Consider the following 17509-nt stretch of genomic DNA (forward strand, 5'->3'; position numbering starts at 1 on the left):
TTTTAAAGAAATTTGATAATGATAGACCAATAGCAACTCATTTAGAGCTTAACGTTGTACTACGTCAACATGTCTTCTTGCCCGATTCATCCTTTCTTCATAAGCCCCAATCTTAATGTTTTCCCCGCATGAGTCATCAGCCCCTCTCCTAAAGCGATTACAGCCATAAAACGTCTCTCGATTAGGATCATTCTCACAGCGTGCAACCATCGTACCTATGCCACAACGTAAGCACCCTATCTCCATTTCACCACAACCTCGACAACGTCTAAACCCTTCGGCATGAGTTTCCAAAGGAGAGTTGCAATGCTTGCAACTATTGACCAACGTATCACAGGCTGGTGAGTGTGAGCATTTATACAAAGTTTTATTGTACCTGGTAGTTAACGGGCGAAGTTCGCCCGTCTTACACTGACTACAGTTCCACTTGGCGAGTTGTGGTGCTAATTTATTATCTACAAACTGCAAGCCAAACTTTGCCATTTCGGACAAAAATGGGCTGCTTTTATCGCCATCGAATAATACATAGACAAAGTGCTTCGCTCGAGTTAACGCTACGTAAAAAAGTCGCCTCTCCTCACCATGGATAAAGCTCTCTTTGTTGGGTAAAACTAGATCGATCAGCTCGTCATTTTCCCTCGTCGAAGGAAACACACCAGTATCAACGCCGAATAAAATCACATAGTCAGCCTCTAGCCCCTTACTCGCATGGGCCGTAACAAAGTTAATGTCCAAATTTGTATACAAAAATTTCTCTAAATTAATGCCTTTCAACTGCGAAGTATTCTCTTGGCGAAAATGTCCAATTATGAGAACAGAAGCGACTTCGCCCTTTCTATCAGCGGAGCGATTTAACGTAGCTAAAGCACGTTGTAAAGAAACCACATATGCTCGGTTTTTTCTTTCCTTCACACTGCTAATCGACTTAAGATTTTCCATATCTTTCTTTACATCGACCAACCTAACAGCAGGTGCATCTAATATAGCGTGAGTGGAAATCTCTTTTTGGATTTGAGCTGGGTTTGTCATTACAAAACGACTACTTACTTCATGAATTTTGTCATTAAAACGAAACGTCTTGTCCAAAGTAACGGCTGTGGCAGGATGAAACACGGCGGAAAATTCAGTAAATAACGCTAAATCGGCACCGTTGAAACGGTAAATGGATTGCCAGTCATCACCTACAGCGAATAAACGAATGTTTGGCTTTGAAGCCAATAGCGCTTTGAGTAACTTATAACGGCCACCAGAGATATCTTGAAACTCATCAACCAAAACATGAGTATACGAATGATGAAAACGACCTTTCTCTATAATATCAGTCGCTTCAGAAATCATGTCACTAAAGTCAATACACTCTGTATTAGCTAAGTGCTCCTGGTACACCGTTAAAATAGGCTCAAAAATCCGCAAGAAAGCTTCCGTTCTCTCAATGTCATAGCCACCACCACGGTATTCATTACGCACTGTATTTGAATCAAACTGCCCTTCTTTATACAAGCCCAAGAAACGTTGTAGTAGGTCAATAAATCCTTGCCATTGACTTTCGTTTTGTTCCTTAAGCTGCTTGAACAATGCATCGACTTCTACAGGCTGGGTGAGCACTTCATACTCGTTTAATGCAGCTTCTAAAGATGATTGCAATTGACCTTTTTGGAGTTGATATGTGTACAATTCAAGCATACGAGTGCCTTTCGACTCATGTAGCTCGCGTTTCCATTCTAAGCTTGCTAAGTACTCATCTCTATCGATATAGGCCGCTGTATTGTTATTCTCATCCAACCCAAGGTATTCAATGTAGAGATCGACATCAGGCAGATAGAAATCAGGTTGATATTGGCGTCGATCGACGCTTCTGGTGTTAAATTTGTAATCGGCTTCGTACTCGTACTCGTACTCGTACTTGATGCCACTCAATGCCAAATAGTTAGCAACCCTCAGCTCCCCTACACTTTTTACCCATTCATTGTTCAACGTAATCAAACGGCAACTTGACAGAAATTCGTTGTATTCCTCAATAGAATCAAAATCTAGATCGGATTTCCCTGGTGTGCTCAGGATTGAAAAATAATTGACCAAAGCAGATTTAAATAGCGGGTCTTGCTCAGCCAAATCACTGAGTGTCTCGTCAATAAACTTCGTGAACTGATGTGGTTGCTCCGTAAAAGATGTAATCGAACGTTTAAATCCATGGTGTCTTGCTAGGATGTCATTACCTAGAGCGTGAAATGTACTCGCCCTTAGGTGATCTGCATTAGCTGGAATACGATCTTTTATACGTTCGTTCATCTCAGCCGCTGCTTTGTTACCAAAGGCCAACATTAGTATGTTCTCAGCCTTAGCTATTTTCGCTTGAATGAGATAGCCAGCTTTACCCACTAACGTTGCCGTCTTTCCCGTTCCAGCGCCCGCAATTACAAGGTTGTGATCATCATTAGTTACACAAGCAATTCTTTGCTTGTCTGTTAATGGTTTTTTCTCTACCTCATCAAAGAAGCGTTTATATTTTGAGACTAATAACGGCGTAACTTGTTCATTGTGCAGATTTCTTCCTAATTCAGTTACACTTTCCGAAGAAAGTGATTGAGCCTCTTCATAGACACTTCTGTGCAAAGGATTGGTTAATTGATCTGGCGATATGCCCAAATTCTGCAACTTACACACGAGTTGATAAACTAGTGCTATCGGTATCCATTCATAAGAAGACAAATAACAACTTCTGGCGTAAAGCTTTGCTAAGGAGTCTTGATATACTAGCCATCGATCACTACTCGCAATGAGAAGCAACAAAGAATCAATCGTCTTTTGAGTAAAGTCCATTAGATCTGATTGACGATAACCTTTCAAAACAACAACACTGTTGTCTTCAGTTTCAACGACCAAACGATAAAAAAACAAACCCTTTTCAATGGAAATATTTACTAGAGAATCTAGCGGAAGTTCTAAAGTTTGAGAGGAATTTTCTAGCCTTATGCTAATTGGGGATAGAACGGCAGACTGGTTCTTTTTCCATAGCTTATTCCACAAGTTTACCGCTGGATGTGTACTTAAATGCATCAGACTACTTCAATAATTGGATTACCAGTTCTGCATCGCCGCTAGTAAGCCAGAACATATGATTGTTTATATTCTAGCCAACAGCACAGAACAAATCAGTAAGTGTTCATTTAAAATCAGAATATTAAGGAGATTGAGATGTTTTTTTGCAGGAACTAAGTGCTTGCATAGCAAGCAATATCAAATGCAATAAAGTATCAAGTTAGTACTTTTGCTCAATATATATCGACAAGAAGTACATAGAATTCAAACTGTTCTGCTCTCAGAGCGTTTAGCTTTAAAAATCTTGTACTGTTTTCATTTACAATATGAGGATGGGTCGGCTAAGCACCAAGCTAAAATGTCTTGAAAGCTGCACGTATCAATGCTCTAGAAAAGTAGTACATAGTAAAAATGCCATACACGCGCATTTCGAGTTTCATGTTCTGTCAGCACACCTCTGGACAAAACCTTGCCAGAGCTTTTGCTAAATTAGAAAATCATCTATAACTACAGGTATGGCAAATTTCTTGTGAAGAGCTAGTGCAATGAGTAGCATCGCACTAGCGAAAGTATTGGTTTAAGTGCCGTTATGGTAAATCGGCTAAGGCACAACTCGATACAGTGGTTTTTACTACAACCCCTGGATTTGAGAAAGAAGCTTCAATGTAACTAGCATCCAGTTCCGCAAGGTTTCTATAGCACTCTTCAAAGTGTTTATCTTCAATCAGTCTTTGTTTCGTATCTTCGGGTAAGGTAAACGTATAGCCTTCTTTTTTAACAAGCTCTAGACTTACCATTTTTTTTCCCATCTCAAATACATTAGATGGCATTCTATCTTCTTTCTCTGGTACTCCAAAAGGGATTACTTCGTCGAAGAATATCCGTAAGAATTCTTTGCCTTCGTCTTTTAGATCACAAGAAAATCTAGTCAATGTCTTTTCACGCTTTCCTTCTAGATAATTCATCAGAGATTCCCGAGCTGCGGGGGACAATTCGTATACACTTTCAGAAGCATTTTTATGTCCTATTTCTCTAATTAAACCTACTTTTTCGAGGTGGTCAGCAGGTTTTTTTTTCCTTTTTAAAGACACGGTTTCAGTTAGCATTTTTGTTAATAACGAAAGTTCTACATTATCTAAATGAGGGATCGAAGATTTGATTTTTCTTTTTTAATTTCAATGCTTTACACCACAAATTCACTTTACCCACTAGCCAAATCGACCCATTTACGATCAAAGAATAAAAGGCATAAAAGAATAAAAGGTATAACAAAAAATTCTCTACATTTGGTATTTCGAATGAACTCCATTCAGCATCTATGTCCCCCAAAAGCGAATAAGAAGAGAAAAAAGAAAGCACCATGATAAATGCATTCTTAATCGATGATACCCATTTTATATAAGGCATAAAATTACCAATCACTTTTTACTCCATTAAGGTTTTTAAAATCGTGGGTTCTATCATTTATTTTAATTCAAATGCGTGACTCCGTAACGCAGTACCTAAGCTCCCCGCGGGTCAGCCAGTTTTGTTAAGTCTAGGTTCGCAAAAATATCGCTTAAAAATGAGGTTAAACATTTCAAAATGTGGTGTTCATTATTCCTATTATGGAAAATAGCAAAGTTTACTATCAGAAATAAGCCTCAGAAGCCCTCAAATGCTCTTAGCGAAGGTTTTAGACACTTGATTAAGGCAATATACTTCCATACCGCCTTGAAAGTTTATGACGATCTCAAAGTGATTTACATGGCAAAAATCAGTGAGTTCATTTGAGCTAAGAATGGCGCTATGACAGCCATTTCTCGTACTTTGTGAGTTTCGGATATCAGATTAATTATATTTGGTCAAAACCCACCCGACCGAGAGCGTAGGCTTTTTGGCGAAACAAACATTGGGGCAATGTCGCGTTACGAATCGAAACAACACTAAACCCATTTGCATGAGAATATGGCCAAACCCTATCTCATTAGCCAATTTTTATGAACCACTACAGTTCTATGCTGTTGTCTTTGTGTTCTGAATCGATTAACTGTAAAAATTGATGACACTCAAGTACTAGTACTCTGCCGATAAGTTAGACTATGCCTCTTTACGAGGCAACCACACTTTAGGCGGTAGCGTATAATGACGCAGTGGACACTTACCACAAACTTTTTCGGTCGAATTTTCAAGAATCAGCTTGTCGTTGAGATCAGTGATGCAGGTATACAAGCTGATTCAGACGGAGAGGTGAGTTTCTTCAAATGGGAGGATTTGGATAGCGCCCCAAGTTTGAAAGCTACAATCGCTGGCGGTTGCTTAAGCTTTAGTGTTGGCGGTAAGCAACACAGCTTCTCTATGTTAAGCTATCTACTCCCTTTTAAATACCCACACAATTTTTTTCCTCACTGGGCTAATCAAAATGCAAAGCATTTGGTTAGGTTCTTAGATTCAGTGGAGAATCAATGCCAATCCAGATTTCTTCGCGACTCATCCATACAGAACATACAGAGCTTTGCCAAAACAGAACACAAGCGGTGGCGAGGTTGGAACAAAGCTTCGGGTCTATCCGACTCCGCAAAAAATACAGCAGCCCAGGTAAGTCGCATTGCTAATTGGAAAACGGCGGATGTTGAGCGTATTAGAAGTGAGTATGTGGAGCGCGAGCTTAACGCTTTTGATTCATTTTTTAACAGCGTGGAATCTAACCCGCTCACCACTAAGCAAAGAGTTGCTTGCATCACCGACAATGATAATAACCTTCTTTTAGCTGGAGCTGGTACAGGTAAAACTAGTGTAATGGTTGGTAAAACTGGCTACCTAGTGAAAAGCGGGCAAGCGCAACCAAACGACATTTTGATGCTGGCGTATGGTCGAATAGCTGCGGAAGAGATGGATGAGCGCATCAGGGAAAAACTAGGATTTGAAGATGTAAAAGCGAGTACCTTTCATAGTCTGGGCGTGAAGATAATTTCACAAGTTGAAGGCAAGGCGCCAAGTTTATCGCCCTTGGAGAGTGACGTACGCGCAAAAGTGAAGTGGATGAATGAGGCTATTGCCTCTCTGATGCAAAATGTTAGCTATAAGAAAGCGTTACTAGATTATTTCAGTGCGTATTATTTCGTAGATAAAGATCCATTTGAGTTCAAAACCCAAGGCGAACACTTAAAGTATCTCAATGATAACGATATCCGCACGCTGAAAGGCGAGAAGGTTAAAAGCTTTGGTGAAATGGTGATTGCCAACTGGCTTTATAGAAAAGGCATCAATTATCAATACGAAGCTAAGTATCGAATCGATGTAGCTACGGAGCAATACCGACAGTACGAACCCGACTTCTATCTTCCAGATTATGATATTTATATTGAGTATTACGGTACGGATGAAAACGGAAACCCTCCACCATATATCGATAAAGAGAGATACCAACAAGGCATTAAGTGGAAGAGAGAAACGCATTCCAAGTATGGAACAGGGTATGTTGAACTGTATTACCATCAACACCGAAATCGCTCGATGTTAGAAATTTTGGAGCGAGAGCTAATCACTCGCCAAGTGAATACAAATCCACTGCCCGATAATGAGTTGTTCGAAAGTTTAGAGAAAACAGGCCTAGTCACAGAACTGGCTCGCCTTTTAGGTTCGTTAGTTGATCTGTATAAAGCTGCTTGTCTTGATGAAATTGGTATTCAAAAAATAATAAAAAACTCTCTAGACCCCAAGCAAACAGCTAAGGCTTTGGAATTGTTGATGCCATTGTACCAGCGCTACCAAGATTACCTTTCAGAAGAGAACGTGATTGATTTTAACGATATGATTTCAAAAGCCTTGTCGTATGTCGAAACAGGTCAATTCGAGTCGCCTTGGAGTTACATACTCGTTGACGAGTTTCAAGATATCTCAGAGCCTAGGGCAAGGCTTGTAAAGGCACTTCGAGACAATAAAGAAAACTCTTCGTTATTCTGTGTGGGTGATGATTGGCAGGCAATCTATCGCTTTAGTGGTGCTGATGTTCGCTTAACGACAGACTTTGAAAAGTACTTCGGTGCAGCGTCTAAAACGACGCTTGATATGACCTTCAGGTTTAATAGCGCTATCGGAGATGTGGCAACGCGTTTTGTTACTCAAAACCCCGTTCAGCTTAAAAAAGAGATTAAGTCTTTAGTTCAGGTTAGCAAACCAGCGGTAAGCGTCATTCGACAGGGAACCGAGGAACAAGGGATAACGGCATTAGATAAAGCGTTAACATCGATTGCAAACCACGTACACCAATCCAACTCGCCACATAAAAACAAAGTCTATTTACTAGCAAGGTTTTGGTACCAAATGCCAGATGCTAATTACCTACAGTGGTTAAGACAGCGTTACCATATGTTAGACATTGAGAACCAGTCGTTCCACGCTTCTAAAGGTAAAGAAGCGGACTATGTTGTGGTTATGGGACTGACAACAGGCAAACATGGTTTCCCCTCGGAGAAACAAACCCCTACGCTTATTAATGCGTTATTACCGCAAGGAGATACGTTTGAACACGCAGAAGAGCGGCGATTATTCTATGTGGCGCTAACCCGTGCGAAACACAGAGCATACTTAATCGCGGACATGACCGATGCAAGTGACTTTGTTACAGAGCTGATTAAAGGAAACTATCCAGTAGAGACTAATGAGTTTGATACTTCCTTAACGCAACTGAATGCGGACAAAATGGTTTGTCACTCTTGTAAAGTTGGCGTTCTCAAGCCACGAGTTGGCCAATATGGTAAGTTTATGTCTTGTACACTTTACCCACGTTGTAAGCACAAGGAAACGCCTTGTGATAAGTGCGGTAGTGCCATGAGTCGTGAAACTAAAGATGATTATCAAGTTTGCATTAACTCCAGTTGTGAACATGAGCGCCCAATGTGTTTGAATTGTGGTAATGAGATGAAATTGAGGCGTGGTAAGTATGGTGAGTTTTGGGGGTGTTCTACTTATCGTAGAAACGTTGAGAATAATTGTTCGAACAAAATTAACGTCGATTAGATAGCGAAACCCAGAAACAACAAAGGGCTATCAGCCACTAGCTTTCTAGCCGTTTTAATATGACGCTCCCAACAGGATTCGAACCTGTGACCTGCCTCTTATGAGGGGCAAGTCAACCGCTCGATGGTCATCGTTTTGGGCCAAACGGTGTGTTCGAAAAAACGTAAGAGAACACAAGTAAAAGGTTGTTGAATTTGACCATCTATCTAATTGTTGAAACACACAATGGGGCAATTATGTGTTCATAAAAATCACGATTACTACTACCAGTATGAGAAGCAATATTGGTAGCTTTGAGGCGGCATTGTTTTTCTTGGACTCCTTAGGTGGCGTCCCCACAACATTTAAAGTGGATGCGATGTTTGTAGTACTTGAAGGGGTTCCTTTTTGTTCTAAGCTAACTCTTATCTCATCATCTTCTTTGAGTTCATCTTTGTAACGGTTAATCACCGTATCTAATGACACATTCAACAATGTACAATAGGTATTTGCTGTATTGGTGCCTTTAACCAATTCATAAACTTCGCTTGGCTCAGTAGTTAGCTGGTCAATCAACATGTATTGCGGTCTGCCGATTCTATGCTCCAATAAGTAACCGTTAATAGATCGCTCACGCCCATAGCCAGTGACCAAAAGCCCAGCTACCAACTCTTCCAAAGGTGTTTTATCTTGGCTTTTTTCTCTTTGTACTTGCCTCAGCATAGACTCATAGGCCGAATAGACTAGATCCCAATCTTGCTTTTCGGTCGCTTCAGCTAGGTTAGTATGAGACTCTCTCCATCTAGCATCTGCAATTGACACATTGACTTCATCAACATTCCATTCTTGTGCTAAATTTTTACGTGCATTTAATACGCCCTTATTAGCTTCATACCAGTCATGCCACCATCCATCTGCTAGCGCTTTCAGTTCTTCCAACAGAAACAAATCGCCCTCACGATAGAGGCGTTGATCACCAGACAATGGCTCTTTTCTTGGGTAAATGGGCTTCTTACAAGATTTACACTTTGCTTTACGTTTAGGTACTTTCTCTAGCTCGTTGTTACAGTAAGGGCATTGTGACGTAGTACCGCAATTAGCTGCTAGCACTTTTAACTGTTCTTTCCTTTTCATAAAACGCTACCCAAGAATCTAAATAAAACCAATAATATATCACCACCTTACATTAGAAAATATTGGTCAATATGATCGTGCTTGTTTAGTGAAGAGCAACAACTCTAAGTAGGAAAGGGGCAAAGGTGTGCTTGACGTGATCGGCTTCAGCACACCTCTGGACAAAAGTTTCTTAGAATAGTTACTCAAATTAGTAAAAGTCGGATTACTTGGAGTATGGGGAATTATCAGATTTACCACATCTTGTAAGTAAAGCAACGTTAAGTTTGAATTGAAGTATGTCTTTTATGAATAATTGATACACAGAAGTTTCAGGTGTTATGATACACGACTAGCGTCGTAAGTCTTTGATAAGGTGTGTATCGTGGTTGAGTTGATAAAAATCTGGCTGACTTCAAAATCGTGGTTTTGGAAATCTAAAGCTAAGCATGCAAGGATGGACTTTCTTCTAGAACGTACTTTATACAATCAACGAACATCTTTTACTAAAGCGAAGAGCAGCACTCAAATCTTAGGCTCTATAACGACTGTTGGTTTAAAGAGCCTAAGCGGAGTGATTCTCACTTTGGCTTTTCTAGTCTTGATCGAGAGTTATATTCGAACAAACACAACTTTTCTGGAACCACTTAGTAAAGATCAAATAAAATTTAATATCGACCAGCTCAGACTGTATGCACAACTGTTAACCACTATATTTTCAATATACTTTGCATCGATAGGTATTATATTAAGCACGGGCTACACCAAACTTCGGCGTGACATTATACAGCTTCTCACAACAGAGCAAGTTGGTAATGTGTACTCACGCGTTTTAGTCTTCTCAGCCATTTTTTGTCTTACCGCCACTACACTAGAATCCTACAGCATTGCTCTCGGAGTTTCAGTCTATACCGTAGGAACATTTTTAACAGCTATAAGCTCACTTGCTCTATTCCCATTAGGTCAACGTTTATTCAACTTCTTCAATCTCAATCAGTTGGCTAGCAGTGAAGTACTACCTAGAGTCGCTCACCATATAGAGAATGCGGCCAAATCTAATAATTCAGTTTCTCTTTCTAATCATCACTCGAAAGAAGCTCGTTTAGCATTTAAACAGTTATGCTATATCGACGACCAGATGAAAGGTGAAACAAAAAGGCTCAATGATAACTTGCCTGCGCTTAGCTATGATTATTCAGTGCTATTACAACACTACCTATATAACAAACATCGAATCGCTCATCAAAGCTATTGGTTCCCAAGACGAAAAAAGCATAAACAATGGTTCTTTGCTGGAGATAGTGTCACCCACACAGCTTTACACACAAGTAGTCAATTAGCAGCAGAAGATGAAGCAGATTATCAATGGTTAGAGAATGAGATTATTGACAGATTAGCTAAGCATGTAGAACTAGCATTTGAGACTGAGGATTTTAAGTTAGGGCTGAACCTCCTGAGTCAAATGTCATCTCGAATATCAACGTATTCAGAGCAATTTCAGTTCACAATAGGTATGCAAGAGATTCAAAGAATGCAGGCGGTTATAGAGGCTGCTTTTGCTTCCTCAGAAAAAGTTGAGAAAGAACATGATGAACTAGTTCTATTGATCGGGATAGCTGATGCATGGGCTGCGTTTGGAAGCAACCTTTGTCTTGAAACAATGAGACGTATGATTACATTTGAAGAAGAACTAAAGCACTTCTTTGATGCTGATATATGGACGAGTAAATCTCTTAAATCTCTTCCTTCGTTTCTGCAAGTAGAATTAGACGTTGTGGTGAAACGTATTAACTTTGAACGAAGTATTGAAGGACAGCGATTGTCAAAGCCTAGATATGTCCAACAACTAGCCATTCAAAAGCTGTTAAATCATTATGCCAAGGTGCTTCAAGACGTCAGCGATTATTACGCATTTACGATCCCTAACTTTGTAAAAAAACTAACAGAAATGCAGATGAAGGAAGCTGCTACTCAAGTTATTTTGGCAAATCTTCACAATTATTGGAAATTACCTAGATGGTTTGATGAAATATCTCAGCTAGTTAACAGGTACAAGGAATTTGAACATTACTCAGAAAAACAGTATTTATTTCCAGACATTAATTTTACTGATATGAGAAGGCAACATGCCACTTCAAGAGATGAAGCAATAGCGATGCTTGGTGAAGCTAGCATTGTAGGGCATATCTTTAGACAAGAACAGAATGATGAACTGCCAGATCATTTCGGGCACATATACTTTGAACTTGCTGAGGCTTGTATTGACGCACTTGGTCAGAATGATGAAGAGAAGCTAAGTAAATCTATTCCAATGTTCATGTTACTAGCATTTCAGGCTTCAGATTCTAAATTCTTAGATCCCGAACTCGATATAAATGATGAGTTTCGATTACATCTCATTTCAACTGTATTGAACGATATAATGTCAGTATTGGGGTTTGCTATTTTATATGGAGCTTACTACGACAACTCTAGATTGTCTGAAATGGCACTTGATGAGTTCGATACATGGGTTAGTAGAGTTCCAACAAAGAAACCGTATTTGGAGAGGATGGTACGCCTTTCAAACCCACGTTCGTTTAGTTTCAGTCCATCACCAAGAGATATGATTCGGTTCAACTGGAAATCAGCTTTTGAGCATCGTACAAGGCAGGACGGATATGGGGATCAAATGGGTATGGGTAGAGGAAAACCCCACAAAAATAAAGTCATCAGAGCGTTTCTTCGCAACTCATTTTCGGATGCTTCTCATTTATTTATCGCCCTACATATCCTTCCACAACTTGGCTCTGTTGACTTCGAGATAGGCCATGATATTTCCTCACTTAAACGTTCTTTAGAAGCTACTGAAGACAGTGAAGAGGGGTACTTATGAAGTTCGTAAAAGGACAACCTGTATACCATTATCACTTAGATACAGAGAATATGGGGTTCTTAGAAAGAATTTTCATTCGCCCTACAAGAGAACGAGAAGGCTTCTATCAAAGAATGTTTAATGAAGATTTTTCTAATATTTTCAGGTCGTTCAATCGAAGGAATGAGACTCTTTTCAGTCTGGATTCTAATGACGAAGCACTAGCTGAAAAATTGCTTGGGAATGTAAAAGGGAGGCACAGGCGTCATTGTTTAGATGACAATATACGCGATTGGGTGGAAGAAATAGCTCAAACTTTAGTGGGTTTGAAAACCGCATACTATTTTCTTCACGAAGATACAGAGAAAGAAGAGCTACATATAGTGCCTTTAAGTTCAGGTAATCTATTCCAACTCCTGAATATATGTATCCAGCTTGTGCCAAAACGACAAAAGGAGCGCTGGGCTAGCGATGCAGAATTATTACCAACAGAGCTGCGAATTTTAGAGACAAGTAAACTTATTCGACTTGATCTTGCCCGTACCACTAAGCAACTTTTGTTAGAACAAAATAGGGTATTGACTGCTCTAGACAAACACAAACATGACAACACAGCATTTTACCCCAAAGCCACATATGAGAACCCTTTACCACAAAGTGACTTTGACTTTCGCTACTGGGTAGATACGCAAGACAAGGCACTGTATCGAGCTACAAGAAATACAGGTTGGACTGGCAGAAAACAAGATTATTCAAAGTGCTCAGATTTTTTCGATTGCTATCGCCTGCTCCGATTTAAACGAAACCAATTGATACTGCGCGACAACATACTTTTTCAATTAGGAAAAGAGCTTACAAGAATTGGGCAACAGTATAATACGGAGTTTGAGATTGTAATTTCCCCTACTAATGTTTTGCCTAATGTCGGTGAACTGGACAAATTGAAAGAGCAGTTTTCACAAGAAAAAGTTAGCTTCACCGACATCATTGACTTTTGTTACGAACGTGAAAGGACTGCTAAATGAAACGTTTATAAATTGAGTAGTCTGGATGTATCGCAAGGTATGTGAAATGTAGATACAGCCAGATTAGTGCGTATTTCGGCGATTCCGATCGGGCGTTTCGGTTTAATCCGATCACCTGACCCTGCCGTTTTTCTCTACCTCTAGTTTTACTCTAACTGATCGGATTGCGCCAGTTTTCTCATTGATTCCCCTCCTAGTTCTAATCGGTGGCTGTTATGGATTAATCGGTCTAAAACAGCATCAGCAACCGTGGCGTTACCTATCATGTTGTACCATTCTTTTACAGGAAGTTGGCTTATCATCATCGTGCTGCTGACCTGATATCTGTCTTCAAGTAACTCCAGTAAATGACCTGCATGATCCTGAGTGAGCTTTTCCATTCCCCAGTCATCTAGGACGAGTAAGCCTTTTTTCGATAGTGCCAGTAGCTGTTTTTGATATGTGCCGTCAAGACGGCCTGAACTTAGATCATCCAGTAAGCGACTCAAACGGTAATATCGAACGCTATGTTGCTGCTCGCAAGCCTGAGCCGATAAAGCGCAAGCGATATAGGTTTTTCCTGCTCCTGTAGGGCCAGTGATCAAGATATTTTGATGTTTGTGCAGATAGATTCCTGTCAGAAGTTCACTCATCTGACTCCGCATTAGACCTCGCCCTTCTTTGTAAATAATTTGGCTTGCCTGCGCATCTACTCTGAGCTTGGCTTGTCGCTTGAGCCTTTGGATCTTAGTTTGGTTTCGGTTAAGCAACTCACTCTCTAGAAGTAAGCTTAACCTTTCTTCGAACGCTAGCTCTGCGTAAGTGGATAGCTGCTCACGTTGCTGCTCTAAAGCTTGTGCTGCATGACCAAGGCGAAGTGCTTTTAGTTGTTCATTTATCTGGTTCATTACGTACTCCTAGTGGTAAAAGTCAGGGCCACGAACATTGCTGTGCTCTATGTTGGGTGTGGTTTGAGTTTCTGATGAGAGTTGGCCTTCCCGATGGTTTACTAACAAGTTTTTGACGAACTTAAGATAGGGTTTATTGATTAGAAGCGCATCCTTACAGGCTTGCTCTAGACGAACATCACCGTATTTTTTACTCAGGTTCAATAAGCCAAGACAGCTACGATAAGCTTGTTCAGGGTGTGCCTTTTTCATCAATTGAACATTCACCATTTCACGAGTTGCAGCGCCAATATGTTCTCCCCAGCGCAATAATCGTTCAGGAGACCATTTCTGATACCGATGGTTGCTGGGCATGTGTTCGGGGTAAGTGCTTATCCCTCGTTCTTTTGGGCTACATGGATGTTGTGAGACTAGGTTTCCTTGATAATAAATGCGTATCAAGCGGGAAGTGGCTTCAAGTTCAACATGTTGTCCCACTAACTGGTGAGGCACAGAGTAGTAATGTTTTCTGTACTCTATGTGGTAGTCAGGCCCAACTTTCGCCCGCTTAGTTTCGGTATAGATGTAGCGTTGGATTGGAAGTGGTCTCAATGCTGGTTTATCTAACTGCTCGAACAGTGCCTGACGGCTGGCTCCTAGCTGTTTCATTTCCCTTTGGTTCAAATCATTCATTAGCTCACGGATGGCTAGGTTTAACTCTTTGAACGTGTGGAAGGTATTGTGTCGTAGTCGCATCATTATCCAACGCTCAACAATGAGCACTGCATTTTCAGCTTTTGCTTTGTCTTTAGGTTTGTATGGTCGAGCAGGCATGACAGCCGTCTGGTAATGGTTAGATAGTTTCTGGTAACTATCGTTGAGCTGAGGTTCATAGCGGTCATGTTTAGTGACAGCCGAACGCAGGTTATCAGGGACTAACAACCTTGGAACCCCGCCGAAGTGTTCGAAGGCATTGGCATGGGCTTCCAGCCAGTGTTCTAGTTTTTGACTCTCACTTGCTTCCACGTAGGTATAATTGGATGCACCAAGAGTGGCAACAAAAACCTGGGCATGACGGATCTCTCCCGTGTCAGGGTTAACGACTGGGATCGTTGGGCCACAGTAATCAATGAACAGCTTGTCACCTGCGATGTGGGTCTGTCGCATGCTACGCTTCTGCTTCTTTAACCAACGCATGTAATGTTCACAGAACTGAGTATAAGCGTAGGCTCGCTCCTGATATTGCTCGTAATATTCTTCCCACAACAGCAGTTTCGTCATGCCTTTTCTTTTTAGTTCCGTACAACAGTTAGCGAAGTTTGGCATCGCTTTGGCTTTATTCGCTCCTTTTGGGTGATAAAGCGCATTGGTTAACTCTGTATCTGAACAACTATCAGGGAGCGGCCAACCTATTTGGCTTTGATTAAAACGACTGATGATTTCAGATACGGTCGCACAACCAATTTTCAGACAGGAAGCGATATTTCTGTGTGACAATCCGCACTCGAATTTAAGGCGTAAAACCTCTTTGATTTTTGTCATTGGTGTTCTCTTTTTTGGCATCATCACTTCCTAGTTGTATACGACTACTAACAAGGATAGCGACTGGTTGATTTAAAAGAGAAAAAGGGAGGGTTTCGGAGTATCCGATCAGTGATTTCGCTATTCCGATCGCCCATTTCGGAGTTTGGGCTAAAGTGATCGGATTATTGCGGAATGAGCGATCGGTTTAAACCGAAACAGGTGATCGGATAATGCCGAAATAGGTGATCGCAATGCTCCGAAATACGCAATTAGAAAAAATCTAAGGTATTACTGCCCTAGAGTACCTGACGTTACTACCAAAGGTAAAACGAAAAGGGGCAGATCTGCGTCACGATAATCTACCCCCGTCAGAAAGGAGTTGGACAAAAAACGCGTTAGAGCATGGATCTTAACGTGCTAATCTTGGGTTAGAAAAAGTAACTTGAAACCTTAAATGCTTTTTATACAACAGTTACAGGAGCCAAAACTGTCGAATCAAAGTCTTTAGCTTTCTCTTTGCCTTCAGCCTCAATTACGTCATCCGAATGACCAACGAACTCTTCAGCCTTTGAGACAGTGTGAGTAATATGTTCCCAACTTAATCGACCGATTATGGATGATTGACTATGTGCTATTTCGTTACGAACAACTTCAAGTTTTTCCAAAAAAGTTTTAAAGTTTGTTTTACTAAAACCAAACCTAGCTAAGAACTCGGGAGTGTTTCTAAGAATTTCTTTCTTATCACAAAGCTGAGCACATTCAACCACAGCAAGGTAATCACTACTCCCTCGACGAAGTTTAATAATTTCTTGTACTTTAGTTTGCCTATCTTCTTTTAAAACTTGAAGCCAGGTGTCATGGGGATAGTAGTAATTAATCCAAAAATTTATATGTAACTCAACTAAAGAAACCACCCCAAATAGATATGTCCTTGGAATTGGTTTATTCAGATCTGAACGTGTAACAATACCCACTATTTGATCATCTCGAGTTACATACTTAAATTCAGTTGTCTCCAAAATCTGGAGTAGACGAACTAAGGAGGTATTTTCATCTATTTTTTGCTCTTCTGCTACTTCCTTTACATATTCAGCGACTAAGCCTTGATTTAGAGCTTTTCTTTCTATTTGCCCAACAATAATACCTTCATCATTAACGACACATGTCACGTCAAAATCTCTCGTTTCGAGCGCATATTTTGCGTTGAGTGCACTATCAGTATCTTTGCAACAAAGGACTGGTTCGAGCAATGAAAGTAGCTTTGCATTTTCAAGGAAAATGCAATGTAAGGACTCAAACCTAGTCCCCTGACGTCGATAACCAGTTTCTGGAGACATCCAAAGTTGGTAACCCATGTGATAAATCCTAATTGTTGTATAACGCACCAATAAGAGGCTTATAATAGCTTGCTAAAATGTGTAGCGAAGCGGAACTGAGCAAGCTGTTAGCAGTCCTACTTTATTGGCTTATTAGCTTTACATTCCACCTGAACGGATTTCTCTTAGCGCTTTTATTTTCTCTGATACCTGCTCATCCTTTAACTTATAGTCATCACCAACCTTTATGATAAAATCACTTTCCCATTTAACGAGCTTGGCATTTAATTCTTCACTATGAGCATAAAGTTGAATAAGAAGGTATTTTAAGTCTCTTGGTATTTGCTGTGTTGCATCATCTCGCGAGGAGTACTCAACTTCATTGCTGTCGTGATAGTTGATGCTTTCTCCTGCGCCACCAGTTTTACACCAGATATCATAAATACTTAACTTTTCCAACGCTTTGCCCAACAATTCAAGTTCGCGATGATTTAATACACTATTTTTGTGAAAGTTTTTGACAGTTTCTGCAATGTCATTGGCTTTGAACACCGCAAATGCAGAAGCTAGAGCAGCAATCGCACTAATAAAAGGGGAAATTGAATCTAACATTGATATATTCTCGCAAATAATTTTCAAGCTATCTATCTGATTGTGATTAAGTAAAAAGCATTGCTAACGCTAACTGCACGGCTAACAGCCACCTTTAACTCTCACATAATGCCGTCTTTCACTTACTGACTCAATCACAAATCAATACCTTGCCAACAAGGCAAGGGAGTTAGCTTGCTA

General features: G+C 40.4%; 10 protein-coding genes. 3 read left to right on the top strand and 7 right to left on the bottom strand.

The window, feature by feature from the left end:
• Positions 1–48 precede the first annotated feature (48 nt).
• Both VTAP4600_RS04900 and VTAP4600_RS04905 read right to left on the bottom strand, forming a co-directional pair.
• On the bottom strand, positions 49–3057 hold the full coding sequence (locus VTAP4600_RS04900) for a UvrD-helicase domain-containing protein (RefSeq protein WP_102521763.1): 3009 nt from the start codon (positions 3055–3057) through the stop codon (positions 49–51).
• Between the two features lie 569 nt (positions 3058–3626).
• Positions 3627–4145, bottom strand: coding sequence for a hypothetical protein (locus VTAP4600_RS04905; protein WP_102521764.1), 519 nt, complete (start codon positions 4143–4145; stop codon positions 3627–3629).
• 1018 nt (positions 4146–5163) lie between these two features.
• On the opposite strand from VTAP4600_RS04905, the gene VTAP4600_RS04920 reads away from it, so the two are divergent.
• Entirely contained in the window at positions 5164–8040 is a 2877-nt protein-coding gene (locus tag VTAP4600_RS04920) for a UvrD-helicase domain-containing protein (protein ID WP_102521767.1), read from the top strand.
• A gap of 234 nt (positions 8041–8274) precedes the next feature.
• Here the strand turns inward: VTAP4600_RS04920 and VTAP4600_RS04925 are convergent, their stop codons facing one another.
• Positions 8275–9153, bottom strand: coding sequence for a hypothetical protein (locus VTAP4600_RS04925; RefSeq protein WP_102521768.1), 879 nt, complete (start codon positions 9151–9153; stop codon positions 8275–8277).
• A 364-nt stretch (positions 9154–9517) separates the two neighbouring features.
• Between VTAP4600_RS04925 and VTAP4600_RS04930 the strand changes: the two genes are divergently transcribed.
• Positions 9518–12007 carry a hypothetical protein gene (locus VTAP4600_RS04930; RefSeq protein WP_197708659.1) on the top strand — a complete coding sequence of 830 codons (2490 nt, stop codon included), beginning with the start codon at positions 9518–9520 and terminating at the stop codon, positions 12005–12007.
• A complete protein-coding gene (locus VTAP4600_RS04935) occupies positions 12004–13011 on the top strand; it encodes a hypothetical protein (protein WP_102521769.1) in 1008 nt (335 codons plus the stop codon). Before VTAP4600_RS04930 ends, VTAP4600_RS04935 begins: the two co-directional genes overlap by 4 nt.
• Positions 13012–13157: 146 nt before the next feature.
• Here the strand turns inward: VTAP4600_RS04935 and istB are convergent, their stop codons facing one another.
• From istB to VTAP4600_RS04955, 4 genes are all read right to left on the bottom strand, one after another.
• Positions 13158–13898, bottom strand: coding sequence for an IS21-like element helper ATPase IstB (gene istB, locus VTAP4600_RS04940; RefSeq protein WP_012397030.1), 741 nt, complete (start codon positions 13896–13898; stop codon positions 13158–13160).
• A gap of 9 nt (positions 13899–13907) precedes the next feature.
• The gene (istA, locus tag VTAP4600_RS04945) at positions 13908–15440 is read right to left on the bottom strand and encodes an IS21 family transposase (RefSeq protein WP_102521770.1); all 1533 of its coding nucleotides are present in this window, start codon (positions 15438–15440) and stop codon (positions 13908–13910) included.
• Positions 15441–15862: 422 nt separating this feature from the next.
• Entirely contained in the window at positions 15863–16756 is an 894-nt protein-coding gene (locus VTAP4600_RS04950) for a CBS domain-containing protein (RefSeq protein WP_102521771.1), read from the bottom strand.
• A gap of 120 nt (positions 16757–16876) precedes the next feature.
• Positions 16877–17329, bottom strand: coding sequence for a hypothetical protein (locus VTAP4600_RS04955; protein ID WP_102521772.1), 453 nt, complete (start codon positions 17327–17329; stop codon positions 16877–16879).
• Between the last annotated feature and the right edge of the window lie 180 nt (positions 17330–17509).

The sequence above is a fragment of the Vibrio tapetis subsp. tapetis genome, assembly GCF_900233005.1.
GTDB classification, from domain to species: Bacteria; Pseudomonadota; Gammaproteobacteria; order Enterobacterales; family Vibrionaceae; genus Vibrio; species Vibrio tapetis.